Below are 16,498 nucleotides of genomic sequence, written 5' to 3'. Positions count from 1 at the left end.
GGAAAGCAGAGCTACCGAATTTTTCGGTTTCTCGTTTAACTTTTCTGTTGTTTGTCTATAATGCTAATTTAAGTTGACTCATGGTAGGGTTCCTTATTCTGAAGCATATGATAGACAATAGTTAGCATTCGATGTCCGATGGCAACGAGTGCTTTTTTCTTTCCCCTTCTTGCAGCTAGTGACCAATATTTGATTCCTAATCTTTGATTCCGACTTCTTGAAACAGCCCACGCAGCCTCACACAATGCAGATTTAATATGAGGATTTCCTTTAACCGTTTTAGTGTTTTTTTTCCTTCCAGCACTTTCGTGATTTCCGGGCGACAATCCTGCCCATGATGCAAGATGTTTGGAGGTTGGAAATTGTCCCATATCTACTCCTATTTCCGCAATGATAACAGCTGCCGTGTCTTTCTTAATTCCCGGCATTGTAACCAGAAGCTGTACTTCCTCCTGATAGTTGGATAAAATGACGTCGATTCTTTTCTCGATATCTAATATTAATTCTTCTAAATTAACAATGTGCATCCAAGATTGCTTAATAAGAAATAGCTGGTGATCATTTAATGTTCCAAATAGTGAGTCGGTAATCAATTGCTTTTTATGGGCCATTCTTCCATGTATCTTTTGTTCGACATCTTCTTGATCGATATAACCTTCATTCATCAGTTGTTCCAATAGTTTTCGTCCTGATACTCCAAATATATCTGAAATAACTGTGCTTAATTTGATGTTTGAGGACTCTAGTACCTTTTGGATTCGGTTTTTTTCGGATGTCATGTGTCCAATCCATTTTTTTCTGAGGCGAGTCAAATCTCTCAAATTTCGAAAGTCTTCGGGAGGGACAAAACTTTTCTCTATTAAGCCATGTCTTAATAATTTAGCAATCCATTCAGCATCCGAAACATCTGTTTTCCTTCCAGGGACATTTTTAATCCTTTGAGCATTTGCCAAAGTAATATCAAAGAAATCCTCCAAGATATTGTATACAGGTTTCCAGTAGACGCCTGTACTTTCCATTGCGATGTGGGTTACTTCCTTCTCCTCAAGCCATTTAAGAAGATGAAACAGATCCTTCGTCAAAGTAGGAAATGTTTCGGTCTCCTTAATCAAGTCAGTTTCTGATTCTCCAAGAATGACACAGGCAACTATTGTTTCCGAATGAACATCTAGGCCTGCACATCGTTTGTGCAATGTTTCCATTTCACTCCACCTTCTGAAAATATTCCACAAACAGTGGAATGAATTTGAAATTAAACATTTTTCTGTTCGTAGTCATCTCTCGAAATTGAGAGAGCTAACAATGGGTTGTGCACCAAATTCATTCCAACAGTTTTCTCAACAGGGTAAGACCACCAATAAGAGCTACGTCATATACTCACTGTTTGTGGTATCTACATTATGGGACAGAGAACCCATTTTCATTCTGGGTTGAGAGCGAAAGATCATGAAAGTTTTCTCAGTCCAATAAAGGGTGCTGCCAGTTTAGCCTCTGGTTTATTTATCTTTATCTTACTAGCAATATTGATTAAACATATAGCCTTTAATTAAAATGCTTCACCATTTCCATTACAAGCTTTGCAGAATGGAGAGCAGCCGTTTCTAAAAATTGATCAAATGAAATATTCGATTCTTTCCCAGCAATATCTGATAAGGATCGTATAATGACGAACGGTATGCCAAATTGATAAGCAACTTGTGCAATGGCAGCAGCCTCCATTTCAGCTGCTTGAAGCTGTGGAAACTTTTCATGAACAAATGCAACCCTTTCTGGATCGTTCATAAAAGAATCACCTGTTGCAATCAATCCTTTACTTACTTGAACGTCTTGAATAGATTCTGCAGCTTTCTTAGCAATTGAGATTAATTTTTCGTCTGCATTAAATGCAGCAGGCATTTGAGGAACTTGTCCATATTCGTAACCAAATATTGTTGCATCGACATCATGATGACGAACCTCAGTAGAAATAACAATATCGCCAACCTTTAAGGATGGATTAAATCCACCTGCAGATCCGGTATTAATTACTACATCTGGTTTATATTGATGCAAAAGAATCGTTGATGACATAGCAGCATTTACTTTTCCAATTCCAGAGCGGAGTAATATCACCTCTACACCATTCATTTCTCCCGTAGAAAACTCATATCCTGCTATGGTTTCTATTTTTAAATTATTAATATTTTCTCTTAAAATGACGACTTCTTCTTCCATCGCACCAATGATTGCTACTTTCATATTCATACCTCTTTCATTTAATTATCATTCACAAATATTATAAATCAATATAGAAAAAAAATCATTTTTACAAAGAAAACCTTGAGCATGATTTTATAGATGAGGAGTTTGCAATACTTTTCTCTGTGAAAATGAAAGATATAGCGGTCTTCAAGCAATTATTATTAGTTAAAACTTTACTTATATAGCAACAATGTTTGAGAAAAGAACCTATAAAAAATATGCTACAATACATATGGAGGGATGTTGATGAGCTTACAGTTTGAATTAATAGAGGATAAGGTTGAATTTTTTGAAGCTGTAGATTTAAAAAATCTTGAAAAGAAAATCAATGAAAAAATTGAACAGAATAAGGCGATCATGCTACATGTCCATTCTGTTTCTCATCAAATGCAGCTCACTGAAAATGGGCAGCCATTTTATTCTGCAGTTGTACATTTTAAATTAAAAAGATAGGGTGACCAAATGCACACCCTATCTTTTATCATTTTTGTTTAATTCTAATACTTTTATTGGTTTCCAACCTTGACCATCTTCCCAGCTTAAATAGACACGATATGTCTTTGACGGATCATTTTTAGAGGAAACTGTACCTGCCACTAAATTATCAGATCCACCCTCACGTCCTAAATACCAAATAGTTAAACTTTCTTCAGGTATTCCAGTAGCGTAAGATAAAGCTCTAGTTTTTTCCTGCCAATCAATCGAATTTTGATCTGAGGAATATTGGTGACCATTGGTTTGCTCTGTTCCGATACCTTTCCAATTAGGATTAGTATAAGATTTTTTCACATTTGGTTCATCACTTTCTTGAGAGATAACTTCTTCACTATTTAAGTCCTCTCCATCAAGATCCTGTTTTTCATCCTCAGATGAAAGCTCATCATTATCATCCTGATCTTCATTTGTGTCATTATCAGAAGTCACACGGTCTTTATTTTCACTGTTGTTGTTTTTATTATCTTTTGAGTCATGAATACCTTTGGCTTGTTCTGTCTCTTTATTTTTATCTATAGCTGCTTTCTTATCATCATCATTTCCACCAAGAAAGATTTTACTTCCAACAATGATAATTAGTACAACAACAACTAATATAAGTGAATTTAGGATAATATTCGTTTTTCGCCTTTTTGATCTTTGAGCTGACCGGGAACGAATTTGATCGTCAAAATCATTTGCCATAAACAAAATCCCCCTTTTCATCTTTACTATCATACCATGTCTTTTAAAAAGGGAAAAGTTTGTGGAAATAAATTAATGCTTTTCGACTATATTTACTGATCATATTCATAAATCGATTGAATAATATCTGAAAATAGTGGGTTAATCCCTCCTTCATTTTCTGGAACACCTAAGTTCACAACCACTAATGCATATTTAGGCTGATTAAATGGAAAATACCCTGCAAACCATTTATTATGTAACTGCTGATTATTTTCATTATAGATCCCCGTCTCTGCAGTACCTGATTTACCGGCAACTTCGTATGGAAGATTCTGAAACCATCTCCCAGTCCCTTGATTACTCGTTACAACATGCCTTAACATTCCTTGTAATTTCATAGCAGTAACCTTTGAAATCGAATCATCCTTATTTCCTTGTTTAGGGAAATCCATCATCGTTGTCCCATCTTGATATTTAATGGCAGAAACAGCCTTTGCGGCTTGTCTTTCTCCTCCTCTAGCAATCGTAGCCATCATATTGGCTACTGCTAATGGTGTTACTCTCACTTCCTGTTGTCCAATACCTGTTTGAGCGACAAAATTATCATCTACTTTACTATCTCCCTTTGAAAATACCTGTCCCTCGTCTTCTCTCAGCTGTCTAAAGTCAGTAAAATGATATACATCTCCCTGCCAACTGATTTGTCCAATTAGCCCTAACTTTTTCGCATATTCCTCTAGCAGATTTGGATCTTTTTCCTTCAGTCTTTTTGCCAAATCACCAAAGGCCCGATTACAACTTGCAGAAAAGCTTTCATCAAAATTCAGTTCTCCTAATGCCCTTTCGGCAGGCTTCCCATATAAATCCTCACTACAAGGAAACGTTTCATTTTCCTTCACCACACCCATTTCAATGGATGCTGCTGCAACTACTGTTTTAAAAATAGAACCAGGAATCTGTTGCTTCAACATTAAATTTTCTACGGCATTATTTTCATATGGATGTTTGGGGTTAATTTTTGGGCGTGAAACATCAGCTAAAATTTCATTTTTCTCAATATCTAGTAATAGGACGCCACCTTTTTCAATTTTATATTGATCCACTAGTTTTTCTAATTTATCTTGTAAATCTTTATTTAAAGTTGTTTGGATATTCACTGGAAAGAAAGGATTACTTGGACCAGTATATTTCACATTAATACCAAAGAGCGGTCCCCCCATGGCATCTACATGATATACAAGCTTTGATGCGCCATCTGGTAATAGAAATTCATCAAATTGCTTCTGTAATCCTGTAATGCCTATTTTTTGATTTTGCATACCCTTCTTATCAGGATACCTTTTTAGGAAAGTTTCAGCTTGCTCACCAGTTATACCTATAAATTGAGCAGCTAAAGGGTTCTTTTCTATAAACTTCTTACGTACAGCAAATACTCCAGGTATTTTTAAATGGTTAATTTGCTCTACTTGCTCATCAGATAATATTAATGGATCAATCTCACTAAAAACAAAAGGTTCCTTTGCTTTGTCGATTTGATCCAATAGCTGATCCTCAGAAACCTCTAGGATACTTGCTATTTTCCCTGAATCCCATCGCATTGTTTTTAAAAATGGAAATAAAATCAGAACAGACTTTTCTGAGTATGTTAATGGTTGATTTTTTCTATCTAAGAATTGTCCCCTACCATCATCAATAATAATCTCTTGTGTTCGTTGGGCCACGCTTTCTTCTATTAGATTTATATGGTGCTTAGAATAGGATTCAGTTTCAATCAATTGTAGCTGAACAAGTCGTGCAATCAGTAATAAAAACATAATGATTAAAGTTACTGAAAAAAATATATATCTTTTTTTTCTCATGTATCCACCTCTAGTGTCTTGTCATTCACTACACTCCTTTCTCTCATTCTTGACCGAATTACAGTTTCTAATCGATTAATTGAATAATTAATTATTATTTTTCTGAAAAGACAAGAAAAATATAGAACGCTTTTGGGGTAAATAAAAAAGAAACTGTTTTTAATAGTTTGTTGCTTTTGTTAAAGCACTGCTGGTGGGGTGTATAAACAAGAAGCTTGAGCAGTTATTTTGAAGTTCGGAGCTTTTTTCTCAGCGAAACGAAGGAATTTAACCATTTTCAACCTATATATTATTTTGAATTTTAATTGAATAGCTTAGAAAAGAATTCAAAAAAAGACTGTCTAAAAAGATTAGACAGTCCTTTGATTATTATTTTATAGAAACGATTTTTACCTTCATTTCACCACCAGGTGTTTGAACAGTAACTTCTTCATCAATTTTTTTGCCAAGTAGACTTTTTGCGATAGGTGAATCATTTGAAATTTTCCCTTCAAACGGATCTGCTTCAGCACTACCGACAATGGTATAAGTTTCTTCATCTCCATCAGGAAGTTCAACAAAAGTAACTGATTTTCCAAGTGTTACTGTATCTGAACTTGAACCATCATCTTCAATGATTTTTGCATTTCTAATCATATTTTCTAAAGTTGTTACACGTCCCTCTACAAACGCTTGCTCTTCTTTCGCTGAATCATACTCCGAGTTTTCAGATAGATCTCCGAAACTACGTGCAATTTTTATACGTTCAACAACTTCTTTACGTTTAACCGTTTTCAAATATTCAAGTTCTTGCTCTAATTTTTCTTTTCCTGCTTGTGTCATAGGAAATACTTTTTCTGCTGCCAATTCCCTTCACTCCTAATTTTCTATTTGTATAGGTTGTAAAATACATCATAGCGCGTCCTATAAATAGGGCGCGCTTATTAATATATAATTATTATCTAGACTATCGTATTACAAAAATGATTTTTGTTCAAGAATTGTTTGAATTTTGGTGACAACCAAATCAATTGCAACATGATTTTGTCCACCTTCTGGAATAATTACATCAGCATATCTCTTCGTTGGTTCGATAAATTGATTATGCATTGGTCTTACTACATTAGTATATTGTTCAATGACTGAATGCATGGTACGACCACGATCTTCAATATCTCGTAGCATTCTGCGCATAATTCTTAAATCAGCATCTGTATCGACATAAAGTTTTATATCCATTAAATTGCGCAATCTTTCATCTTCTAATACTAAAATTCCTTCTAAAATTATAACATCCTTTGGTTCTACTATAATTTTTTTATCGGAACGTGTATGTAAAGTGTAATCATACACAGGCTTTTCTACCGCTTGATAATTTAAAAGCTTTTCAAGATGCTCAATTAATAAATCATTATCAAATGCTAATGGATGATCATAATTTGTTTTTAATCTTTCTTCAAAAGGTAGATGGCTTTGGTCTTTATAATAATAGTCTTGCTCAAGCACGAGGATAGAATGCCCTTTAAAATGTTCATATATCGCTTGAGTGACACTTGTTTTTCCCGATCCCGATCCACCTGTAACCCCGATGACTGCTGGCTTACTTCTCATTGACTAAATGGTCCCCTTTCCATTACTTATTAAAGGCTTCTTGGATATAATTTCATATAACGATTTAGCCTTGAAATATTCTTATTTCGTTTTCCGACTTACAGCCAAACCATCTCCTACAGGTATAATGGTCGTCAAGTAGTCTTCGTGGTTAACTAACCATTCATTATATTTTTTTATTTTTCCTACAAGATTGCGTATCCGTTTATTCTCAATATTCTCTTCAGCAACTAGTCCCTTAAACAATACATTATCTGTATACACATACCCATCTTTTGTTAAAAAGGGTGTATAGAGTTCAAAAAATTTCATATATTGACCTTTAGCTGCATCAATAAAAATGGCATCAAATGGACCAAATTTCTTTACTTCCTCTATGATTTCAAGGGCATCTCCCTTTAGTACATTGATTTTGTTCCCATATTGGGACTGTTTAATATTTTTAATGGCCTGTTCATATCGCTCTTCATCTCTTTCAATCGTCACAATTTGAACATCTGTCAATACATCTGCCATCCTCATCGCAGAATATCCAATTGCCGTTCCAATTTCAAGAATTTTACATGGCTTCTGCATCGATATTAATTGAAGCAAAACTTCAATTCCAGCTAACTCCATAATTGGCACACCGTTTTCTTGTGCATAATGTTCCATTTCTTGAAAAAGGGGACTTCTTTCTTTAATTAAAGATTCAACATAAGTATGAATAGAATCCTTCACATTTACTTGCCTCCTATACGAAAAGGAGATGACATGAAAAGTAGAAAGCTTCTTACAACAGCTTTCTACTACTTCTGCCCTAATCGATTCGATAGATTATAAAAACACGATAATTATTTTAGCATATTATTTATTAAAAAGCTATTTTAGTTCTAATCATTGTCAACATTTGTTATATATTTTTCTTTCAATTTGTTATGTTCTTCTAATGACTTAGAATAATAAACTTTTCCCGTTTTCTTTGCAGCTAAGAAATATAGATAATCCGTTTTTTCCGGGTTAATTGCAGCTTCTATTGATGTTTCACCTGCATTTGAAATCGGACTTGGTGGTAAGCCTTTAACCTGATAGGTATTATACGGTGAAACTACCTCTGTATCCTTATAAGTCACCCGTTCCTTATGTTTACCTAAAGAATAAAGAACTGTTGGATCTGTTTGTAAAGGCATTCCTACTTTTATACGATTATAAAAAATACTCGAGATTTTATGACGATCCGCTTTTTCCGTAGCCTCTTCTTCTATTAATGAAGCCATTGTTAATGTTTCATGGATCGTTAATTTCTTTTTATTCATCTGATCCTCATATTTAGCGATAATCGAATTGGTTTTAACTAACATTTTATTAACCAACTGATCAAGGGTTGGTTTTTCTTCATAAAACGAGTAGGTAGCAGGAAATAAATAGCCTTCAAGTGGATGTTTAATATCCTTCTCTAACAATTTATCTGTCAATAAATGAGGATATTTTTCCATCAAGCTTTTAATATACTTTGGATCATCCAGTTTTTTTAAGATTTCAGCCTGGTCATAATCAGTGTGCTTTGCGATTATCTTAGCAATTTCATCTAGTTGTAGACCTTCAGGAATTGTGAACTTGAGCTTTGCTTGTTTTAAAACCTTCCCTTTTTTTAAGTTCGTAATAATTTGATCTATTGTCATAGATGGGGATAAATCATAGGTACCCGCCTGGAAACCTGTCTCATTATTTAACTTAACGTAATATTTAAAGATTAACTCACTCTTGATAATCCCTTGCTTCTCTAAAATTTGACCAATAGACGAGGCTGAAGATCCAATAGGAATTTCTACTTTTTTCATTTCTTTTGAACCCGGACTTACAGGCTTTAATGAAGATTGAATATACAAATATCCTGTTAATGCAATTCCTGCAACAATTAAGACAACTACTAGGCTAATAATCATAACTATTTTCCTAATAGTCCTTGCTTCATTACTTTTCCTTAACAGATTATTATATATTTCATCTTTTTTATCTTTTTTACCCTTTTGTTCAGTCAATTTATCTATCACCCTTTCAAGCAGCAGACCTTACAAGGTATTCATATAGTGAACTTTACTTTCACCTATTATGTCCCATACATTATACTATAACTTTCCTAAGTTTCGACTTATTTTTTATGGACTTGTTTTAAAACTTTTTTGTTATTGTGAAACATTTTTTCTTATTACAACGGATAAAGGCACTATACTAAATAGGATTAAGATAAAAAAACCTTTTCCAAAAGGAAAAGGTTTTTTTACATTTAATAATGTAATTATTCTTCTTCTTGTTCATCAAGAAATGTATTTAACATTTCTTCAATCATATCCCATTCTTCTTCAGTTTCAATTGGTTGAAGATCTCCTTCTTCACCATCTTCTTTTTGAATAAAGGATGATGCATGAATTTCGATTTCTTCGTTATCGTCTTCTTCTGCTCCAACTGGGAAATAAAGAACGTATGACTTTCCAAACTCTTCAGATTCAAATGTAAAGAGCACTTCATACAATTGCTCGTTTCCATCTTCATCAATTACTGTAATATGCTTTTCACCATGTTCCATTTTCTTCACCTCATTAATTTTGACTATCAAGAAATCCTTGAAGAATCATACTAGCTGCCATTTTATCAATGACTTTTTTTCTTTTTTTGCGGCTAACATCTGCCTCTAAAAGAACTCTCTCAGCTGCCATTGTTGTTAAGCGTTCATCCCACATTACTACTGGGAGGCCTAGTTGTTCTTTTAAATGTTCAGCATATGCCTTTGATGCCTCGCCACGGGGACCAATCGTATTATTCATATTTTTAGGAAATCCTACAACAATTTTTTCAACTTGATATTGTTCAGCGATTTCAGCAACACGATCGTATCCAAATTTACCTTTTTCCTCATCAATCGAAATGGTTTCAATACCCTGTGCGGTCCAGCCCAGCTCATCACTTACTGCCACTCCGACTGTCTTGGATCCAACATCTAGACCCATTATTCTCAATTAAAATCCCTCACGATGCTGTTTTAAATATGACTTAACCAATACCTCGATCATTTCATCTCTTTCTAGTTTACGGATAATATTCCGCGCATCATTATGACGAGGAATATATGCTGGATCACCTGAAAGGAGATATCCTACAATTTGGTTAATCGGATTATAGCCCTTTTCTTGTAAAGCTTGATAGACCTGTAATAGTACTTCTTTAACATCCTGATCAAAAGGTTCTTCCGAAAAATTAAAACGCATGGTTTTGTCAAAAGAGCTCATTTTACAGCACCTCTCTTTAAAAAGCTTGTCCAATAAACACAAGCCTATTTTTTGTTTAATGCCTATTTAGAAGCTCACCCAATTTTTTCGACCAGAAACTTTCACTTTTTCGTTCATTAGGAGGAAGGAGGTACTAACTAGGGGAGCACCAAAGCCAACGATTTTTCCTAATTATTGGTACTAACCCCTTAAGACATCTCCTTCAAGGCACTATATCTTATCTTCATTGTACACCACTTTTTATTTGAATCAAATGGATTTTACCCACTCTTTCACAAATTCAAGTGCAGAATCTAATTTCTCTGGATCTTTACCACCTGCTTGAGCCATATCTGGACGACCACCACCGCCACCACCGCAGCGTGTAGCTACCTCTTTCACTAATTTACCAGCATGGTATCCCTTATCGATTAGATCTTTTGTAACACCTGCGATAATATTTACCTTATCATCTTGTACAGATCCAAGAACAACAATACCTGTTTCTAGCTTTTGTTTCAACTCATCTGCCATATTTCTTAGATTATTCATATCTACACCTTGAACCTTACTAGCTAAAACTTTAATACCATCTATTTCTTCGGCCTGATCGATAATGCTCCCAGCTTCGATATTTGATAGCTTAGCGGCTAATGATTCGTTTTCTCTTTGTATTTCTTTCATATCACTAAGTAAGTTATCAATTCTTGTCAAAATATCTTTTGGATTTGCTTTTAATTTTTCTGCAGCTTCATTTAAGCGATGGATTTGCTCATTCATCAAATGATAGGCTGCTCCACCAGTTACAGCTTCTATACGTCGTGTTCCTGCACCAATTCCACTTTCCGTAACAATTTTAAACACACCAATTGCAGAGGTATTTGCTACATGACATCCTCCACAAAGTTCAATGCTATAATCACCCATTGAGACTACACGAACAATATCCCCATATTTTTCACCAAATAGTGCCATTGCTCCCATCTCTTTTGCTTCAGCAATCGGTTTACTTTGAATGATCACTGGAATACTTGCCCATATCTTTTCATTTACAATTTCTTCAATTTTCACTAGTTCCCCAGGTGTAATTTGGCCAAAATGAGAAAAGTCAAAGCGAAGACGATTAGGTTCTACTAAAGAACCTGCTTGATTGACATGTGACCCGAGTACATCTTTTAAAGCTTGATGTAAAAGATGGGTTGCCGAATGGTTCTTTATTGTTTGATTTCTCTTTTGTCCGTTTACGGAAGCAAAAACTTCTTGATTCGTTTTTATTTCGCCTTCTTCTATGATTGCACGTTGTAAATGCTGTCCATTTGGTGCTTTTTGAACATCTTTTACTAGTACCTTTAACCCGTTTGCAGTAAGAGTTCCCTCATCAGCAATTTGTCCACCACTTTCTGCATAAAATGGCGTTTCATCAAGAATAAATTGAATTTCGTCGCCTGCTAAAGCATAATCAACGATTTCGCCATCTTTTAAAAGAACAGAAACTTTTGTCTGTATTGATAGTGTTTCATACCCGACAAACGTGCTATCAACCTTAATGTCACCAAGAACTCCACCCTGAACCTGCATTGAACCTACATCCTGTCTTGCATTTCTAGCACGCTCGCGTTGGTTTTCCATTTCTTTTTCAAAACCTTCGTGATCAACCTTTAATCCTTCTTCTTCAGCATATTCTTCTGTTAATTCTACAGGAAAACCATAGGTATCATATAATCGGAATACATTTTCACCAGAAATTATATCGGATCCTTCTTCCTTAGCTTTTTTTATTACTGAAGAAAGAATAGCCAGACCTTCATGTAATGTTTCATGGAAACGTTCTTCCTCATTCTTCACTACTTTTTGAATAAACTCTATATTTTCTTTTACCTGAGGATAAAAATCTACCATGATTTCCGCTACAACTGGAACTAACTTATACATAAATGGTTCATTAATTTGGATGGTTTTAGCATATCTTACTGCTCTACGTAAAAGTCTGCGTAAAACATATCCACGACCTTCATTCGACGGAAGGGCACCATCACTAACTGCAAAAGATACTGTACGAATATGATCAGCTATTACCTTAAAGGCAACATCTTTTTCGACATTTTCTCGATATTTCTCACCAGAAATTTTTTCTGTTGCTTGAATAATTGGCATAAATAAATCAGTATCAAAGTTTGTTGGGACTTCTTGAATGACAGAAGCCATACGCTCTAATCCCATACCTGTATCGATATTTTTCTTCGGTAGAGGGGTATAAGTGCCGTCTGGGTTATGGTTAAATTGTGAAAATACAAGGTTCCAGACCTCTAAATATCTTTCATTTTCCCCTCCCGGAAATAATTCTGGATCGTTTTTATCATCCCCAAATTCAGGTCCACGATCATAAAAAATTTCAGTATTAGGTCCACTTGGTCCTTCACCGATATCCCAAAAATTCTCTTCTAAGCGAATAATACGTTCTTCTGGAATTCCAATTTTTTTATTCCATAATTCGTGAGCTTCATCATCCTCAGGGTGGATGGTTACAGATAGTTTATCTGGATTAAAACCTATCCATTTTGGACTAGTTAAAAATTCCCATGCCCATTCAATAGCTTCCTCTTTAAAATAGTCACCAATCGAAAAGTTTCCAAGCATTTCAAAAAAAGTATGATGTCGGGCTGTTTTCCCAACATTTTCAATATCATTTGTTCGAATTGCTTTTTGAGCATTAGTAATTCTAGGATTTTCAGGAATTACACGGCCATCAAAGTATTTTTTCAGTGTAGCTACCCCACTATTAATCCAAAGCAAGGACGGATCATCATGAGGGACAAGGGAAGCACTTGGTTCAACCTTATGACCTTTTTCTTGGAAAAAATCTAAAAACATTTGGCGAATTTGTGCACCAGTTAATCTTTTCATACATATTACCTCCATTTAAAATTGAGAAATAAAAAAAGCCTCCATCCCTGGACAGGGACGAAAGACTTATTCGCGGTACCACCCTGATTAAAGACAAATCAATGCCTTTCTCTTGGGTGCCTATAACGCGGCAAAACGGCAGTTTTTTTCTGCACTCCAGATTAGCCTTCTGTTATCCTTCATCTTAGAATTTCTTTCAGCCAGGGAAATTCCTCTCTTTCTGTGCTTATTCATACACATTTAAGATGGACTATAACATACTTGATCCTTCAACATTTTCAGTTATATTTGGATTGTTTCCACTTATTTTTAACAACCAATCGGCACAAAAATAAATGATAAACATTTACATATTCGAATTATAAAAAATGAAAGCACCCTTTGTCAATCTTGTGAATGAATATTAGCAATAAAATAGTTCCTCACATGAATAATTGCTACCTTAAAAATTGCTAAAACAGGTACTGCCAGTATTAATCCAATGACTCCACCTATTTCTCCACCCATAGTTAATGCTAGTATAATGAATAACGGATGCATATGTAATGATTTTCCAACTATTAGCGGTGATAATATATTGCCTTCAATAAACTGAAGAACCGCAATAATAATTAATACATATACTAAATATTTTACAGAAATTGTTGCAGCTATAATGCCCGCAGGAACAGCTCCTATAATCGGTCCAAAATAAGGAATAATATCTGTAATTCCAACAATTATACCTAATAAGATTGGATATTTGATTCCCATTATCCAGAATGCAATGGTGGAAATTATTCCAACTAGTAAACAGACTAGAAGCTGACCTCGTATATAACCACCTATCGATTCATCAACATCTTTTAAAAATTTTGTACCAGCTTTACGCCATTTTTTCGGTGTGAAATACCATGTCGTTCTTTTTACACTATCAATATCTTTTAATAAATAGAAAGAAAGAAAAGGGATAATCGCTAAAACAAAAATAAAATTAATAAGCTTCATTAATGAATTGATCGCATTAGATAAAAAACCGCTTAGCCAAATTTCAAATTTGTCAATTCTTCCTTCTATTTGTTCTTTCATTCCATCCGGCCAGCGTGAAGTAGAATCATGTAAATTTTCTACCCAATTACGATAATGATTAGCAAATTCAGGAATATGGTCGGATAAATCCTTAATTTGCTCAATTAAAATCGGAATGCCTAAATAAATACTATAGCCTATTCCCCCAAAGAAAATCACATAAATTATAATGATTGCAATCCCTCTATGTAGACCTGTCCTATGTAATTTTTCAACAAGAGGATGTAGAAGATAAGTAAAAAAAGCAGCAATAAAAATTGGTAATAATGCAGATAAAAGAACCTTTCCAAGCGGCATCCATAATGGTTTGAGTAGTAAGAAGACGTATAAAATGATTAAAACTAATAAAATATATGCTAAGTAAAATAACAAATACCAGCGAGGTTTTCGCAATGTTTATCCCTCCCGATACTATTATTCGTGAAATGGAATATTTTATCCTCAAAACAAAAGGACTGCCTATAAAATAGACAGCCCTGGTTCATTTTATTTAAATGCTTTTCTTAAACGTTTCGTCATTTTTCTCATTTGTTTATTATCGAAATATCCTTGTCTTTGTGAGATTGCAGTTGCTGCTATCCCTGCTCCAAAACCTAGCAAGGAGACGACTGTTTTATTCAAAACAATGCACCCCTTCCAAATTTTAACTTAAACGACGAGATTCCTCATCAAATAAATCGTCTAACGAGCTTAAGGTACCATCTTCCTCTACTTGATGGGTATAGATCGTTTCTTGTGAAATGGAAAGCTCTATAAAGCAATTCCAGCAATAATATTGATTAATACCGATTTTACCAAGATCTTTACTTTGGCAATTTGGACATTTCATCATAGGATAAGCCACCTCGCAATTGTTTTACTGACACGATGATGGCATCCTTCCCTATCTTTGGAGGACCATTTACTTGAATTACTTTTTTCCCTTCCAACATATCTGTAAAGAAGCCATCAGTTAGTTCGTATCCGATAATTTTTCCCAATTCTTCGGAAAAATATACGTCCTCGAGCAATCCTAACTGATCCCCACTCGTGGAAAGAGCTAATTTTTTCATAATGGGATTCGAATGGTATAGAGTATACTCATTATCTCGATCCTTGTATTTTTCAATCTGTGTATCCTGATGAAGAACAATTCCATGTTGACCAAAGCTTTGAACATGACTTATCGCTATTCTACAATTTTTTCCAAAAAAACGATCCTTTTTACATAAAAGACACGTGACTTTTCCCTCTGCCGATATCCCTATATCGCATACCTCGCCAAACAATTCCCCATTGAAAAGATAAACAGGCATTCCTTTTAAAAGACTCAATGTTCTCAAAAAGCATCCCACCTTTTTCGAACATTTATATTGTCTGTTTTATTTTCAAAAACATAAGGTGTAACGTTTACCAATATTAATTAAACTTACTTTAGCTTATATTAACAAAGGTTCCTTCTCAAATAAAAATTGTTGCAATTTAGGTAAGTGTGTACGAATAAATAGCGGTTAAAACCTGCAGAACCCATTCATTTCACTAAGGACAAGAGTGACAAACTTTATAAGAATTGCTGTAGCCTTTATATTCCGCAAAACGGCATAAAAAAAGAGGGGCAGAATTGCCCCCCTTTGTTTGAATGATTATTCACCAAGATCCACATTGTGGTAAACTTGCTGAACATCTTCCAAATCTTCTAATGCATCAATCAGTTTTTCAAATTGCACTTGTCCATCCTCAGGAAGTGAAATTTCATTTTGAGCAAGCATAGTAAGCTCTGCTACTGTAAATTCAGTAATCCCTGCATTTTTAAATGCCTCTTGAACAGCATGGAATTGATCTGGCTCAGCATAAACAATAACGGAATCCTCTTCTTCAAGAATATCACGAGCATCCACATCTGCTTCCATCAATAGCTCTAATACTTCATCGGCAGTTTTTCCCTCTACCCCAATAACTGCTGTATGATCGAACATATAAGCAACAGAGCCTGTCACACCCATATTTCCACCATTTTTTCCAAATGCTGCACGAACATCAGCTGCTGTACGATTCACATTATTGGTTAAGGCATCTACAATTAGCATTGATCCGTTTGGTCCAAAACCTTCATATCTAAGCTCATCATAGTTTTCATCTGATCCGCCTTTGGCTTTCTCAATTGCACGATCAATAATATGCTTTGGTACATTATATGTTTTCGCACGTTCTAAAACGAACTTTAATGCTTGATTTGATTCAGGATCAGGTTCTCCTTGTTTCGCAGCAACATAAATCTCACGACCAAATTTTGCATAAATTCGACTAGTATTTTTATCTTTCGATGCTTTTTTTTCTTTAATATTGTTCCACTTACGACCCATTTCGAACACTCACTTTCAAATAATAAGGTAATAATTATCTGTATATCTTCTGAATACCGTTCGTATACCAAAATATATTATACCGCAA

The 16,498-nt window shown here is 34.7% G+C and carries 18 protein-coding genes and 1 other annotated feature; of the genes, 1 reads left to right on the top strand and 17 read right to left on the bottom strand.

Annotated features, from left to right (window positions below):
• Positions 1-68: 68 nt before the first annotated feature.
• Positions 69-1,202, bottom strand: a complete 1,134-nt coding sequence (locus MHI39_RS09215; RefSeq protein WP_259544790.1) for an IS110 family transposase — start codon at positions 1,200-1,202, stop codon at positions 69-71.
• Between the two features lie 340 nt (positions 1,203-1,542).
• The gene (gene mtnN, locus MHI39_RS09210) at positions 1,543-2,238 is read right to left on the bottom strand and encodes a 5'-methylthioadenosine/S-adenosylhomocysteine nucleosidase (protein ID WP_342541137.1); all 696 of its coding nucleotides are present in this window, start codon (positions 2,236-2,238) and stop codon (positions 1,543-1,545) included.
• 249 nt (positions 2,239-2,487) lie between these two features.
• Between mtnN and MHI39_RS09205 the strand changes: the two genes are divergently transcribed.
• Complete coding sequence (locus MHI39_RS09205) at positions 2,488-2,694, top strand: DUF2536 family protein (RefSeq protein ID WP_280615923.1); 207 nt, start codon at positions 2,488-2,490, stop codon at positions 2,692-2,694.
• 18 nt (positions 2,695-2,712) lie between these two features.
• Here MHI39_RS09205 and MHI39_RS09200 read toward each other — a convergent pair whose 3' ends face one another.
• From MHI39_RS09200 to MHI39_RS09130, 15 genes are all read right to left on the bottom strand, one after another.
• On the bottom strand, positions 2,713-3,420 hold the full coding sequence (locus MHI39_RS09200; protein WP_280615924.1) for a YrrS family protein: 708 nt from the start codon (positions 3,418-3,420) through the stop codon (positions 2,713-2,715).
• A 92-nt stretch (positions 3,421-3,512) separates the two neighbouring features.
• A complete protein-coding gene (locus MHI39_RS09195) occupies positions 3,513-5,261 on the bottom strand; it encodes a penicillin-binding protein 2 (RefSeq protein WP_342541136.1) in 1,749 nt (582 codons plus the stop codon).
• Positions 5,262-5,630: 369 nt separating this feature from the next.
• Positions 5,631-6,107, bottom strand: a complete 477-nt coding sequence (greA, locus tag MHI39_RS09190; RefSeq protein WP_058002095.1) for a transcription elongation factor GreA — start codon at positions 6,105-6,107, stop codon at positions 5,631-5,633.
• Between the two features lie 108 nt (positions 6,108-6,215).
• Positions 6,216-6,851, bottom strand: coding sequence for a uridine kinase (gene udk, locus MHI39_RS09185; RefSeq protein WP_058002094.1), 636 nt, complete (start codon positions 6,849-6,851; stop codon positions 6,216-6,218).
• Between the two features lie 81 nt (positions 6,852-6,932).
• Positions 6,933-7,571 (bottom strand): O-methyltransferase, encoded by a 639-nt coding sequence (locus tag MHI39_RS09180; RefSeq protein WP_058002093.1) that lies wholly within the window; start codon positions 7,569-7,571, stop codon positions 6,933-6,935.
• Positions 7,572-7,723: 152 nt separating this feature from the next.
• A complete protein-coding gene (gene mltG, locus MHI39_RS09175) occupies positions 7,724-8,872 on the bottom strand; it encodes an endolytic transglycosylase MltG (protein WP_071975002.1) in 1,149 nt (382 codons plus the stop codon).
• Between the two features lie 257 nt (positions 8,873-9,129).
• Positions 9,130-9,417 carry a DUF1292 domain-containing protein gene (locus MHI39_RS09170; protein ID WP_058002091.1) on the bottom strand — a complete coding sequence of 96 codons (288 nt, stop codon included), beginning with the start codon at positions 9,415-9,417 and terminating at the stop codon, positions 9,130-9,132.
• Positions 9,418-9,430: 13 nt separating this feature from the next.
• Positions 9,431-9,847 carry a Holliday junction resolvase RuvX gene (ruvX, locus tag MHI39_RS09165; protein ID WP_058002090.1) on the bottom strand — a complete coding sequence of 139 codons (417 nt, stop codon included), beginning with the start codon at positions 9,845-9,847 and terminating at the stop codon, positions 9,431-9,433.
• Complete coding sequence (locus MHI39_RS09160; protein ID WP_058002089.1) at positions 9,848-10,117, bottom strand: IreB family regulatory phosphoprotein; 270 nt, start codon at positions 10,115-10,117, stop codon at positions 9,848-9,850.
• 249 nt (positions 10,118-10,366) lie between these two features.
• On the bottom strand, positions 10,367-13,000 hold the full coding sequence (gene alaS, locus MHI39_RS09155; protein WP_071975003.1) for an alanine--tRNA ligase: 2,634 nt from the start codon (positions 12,998-13,000) through the stop codon (positions 10,367-10,369).
• A gap of 50 nt (positions 13,001-13,050) precedes the next feature.
• Positions 13,051-13,282 (bottom strand) — a binding site (T-box leader).
• A gap of 102 nt (positions 13,283-13,384) precedes the next feature.
• Positions 13,385-14,461 carry an AI-2E family transporter gene (locus MHI39_RS09150; protein WP_342541134.1) on the bottom strand — a complete coding sequence of 359 codons (1,077 nt, stop codon included), beginning with the start codon at positions 14,459-14,461 and terminating at the stop codon, positions 13,385-13,387.
• A gap of 93 nt (positions 14,462-14,554) precedes the next feature.
• A complete protein-coding gene (locus tag MHI39_RS09145) occupies positions 14,555-14,689 on the bottom strand; it encodes a YrzQ family protein (protein ID WP_251337378.1) in 135 nt (44 codons plus the stop codon).
• Between the two features lie 22 nt (positions 14,690-14,711).
• Positions 14,712-14,900, bottom strand: coding sequence for a hypothetical protein (locus MHI39_RS09140; RefSeq protein WP_058002086.1), 189 nt, complete (start codon positions 14,898-14,900; stop codon positions 14,712-14,714).
• On the bottom strand, positions 14,872-15,390 hold the full coding sequence (locus tag MHI39_RS09135; protein ID WP_342541133.1) for a PRC-barrel domain-containing protein: 519 nt from the start codon (positions 15,388-15,390) through the stop codon (positions 14,872-14,874). Before MHI39_RS09135 ends, MHI39_RS09140 begins: the two co-directional genes overlap by 29 nt.
• Positions 15,391-15,690: 300 nt before the next feature.
• Positions 15,691-16,410 (bottom strand): YebC/PmpR family DNA-binding transcriptional regulator, encoded by a 720-nt coding sequence (locus MHI39_RS09130; protein WP_071975005.1) that lies wholly within the window; start codon positions 16,408-16,410, stop codon positions 15,691-15,693.
• Positions 16,411-16,498: the final 88 nt, after the last annotated feature.

Origin of the sequence: Heyndrickxia sp. FSL K6-6286, assembly GCF_038630395.1 — a bacterium.
Classification (GTDB): Bacteria; Bacillota; Bacilli; order Bacillales; family Bacillaceae_C; genus Heyndrickxia; species Heyndrickxia oleronia.
This window is presented reverse-complemented; position numbering and strand designations above follow the sequence as displayed.

Excerpts from the sequence above, each read along its gene's own strand:
- mtnN (WP_342541137.1), bottom strand. The coding sequence starts at position 2,238 with ATGAAAGTAGCAATCATTGGTGCGATGGAAGAAGAAGTCGTCATTTTA.
- MHI39_RS09195 (WP_342541136.1), bottom strand. The coding sequence starts at position 5,261 with ATGAGAAAAAAAAGATATATATTTTTTTCAGTAACTTTAATCATTATG.
- MHI39_RS09205 (WP_280615923.1), top strand. The coding sequence starts at position 2,488 with ATGAGCTTACAGTTTGAATTAATAGAGGATAAGGTTGAATTTTTTGAA.
- MHI39_RS09140 (WP_058002086.1), bottom strand. The coding sequence starts at position 14,900 with ATGATGAAATGTCCAAATTGCCAAAGTAAAGATCTTGGTAAAATCGGT.
- alaS (WP_071975003.1), bottom strand. The coding sequence starts at position 13,000 with ATGAAAAGATTAACTGGTGCACAAATTCGCCAAATGTTTTTAGATTTT.
- MHI39_RS09130 (WP_071975005.1), bottom strand. The coding sequence starts at position 16,410 with ATGGGTCGTAAGTGGAACAATATTAAAGAAAAAAAAGCATCGAAAGAT.
- MHI39_RS09200 (WP_280615924.1), bottom strand. The coding sequence starts at position 3,420 with ATGGCAAATGATTTTGACGATCAAATTCGTTCCCGGTCAGCTCAAAGA.
- MHI39_RS09215 (WP_259544790.1), bottom strand. The coding sequence starts at position 1,202 with ATGGAAACATTGCACAAACGATGTGCAGGCCTAGATGTTCATTCGGAA.
- MHI39_RS09160 (WP_058002089.1), bottom strand. The coding sequence starts at position 10,117 with ATGAGCTCTTTTGACAAAACCATGCGTTTTAATTTTTCGGAAGAACCT.
- MHI39_RS09170 (WP_058002091.1), bottom strand. The coding sequence starts at position 9,417 with ATGGAACATGGTGAAAAGCATATTACAGTAATTGATGAAGATGGAAAC.
- udk (WP_058002094.1), bottom strand. The coding sequence starts at position 6,851 with ATGAGAAGTAAGCCAGCAGTCATCGGGGTTACAGGTGGATCGGGATCG.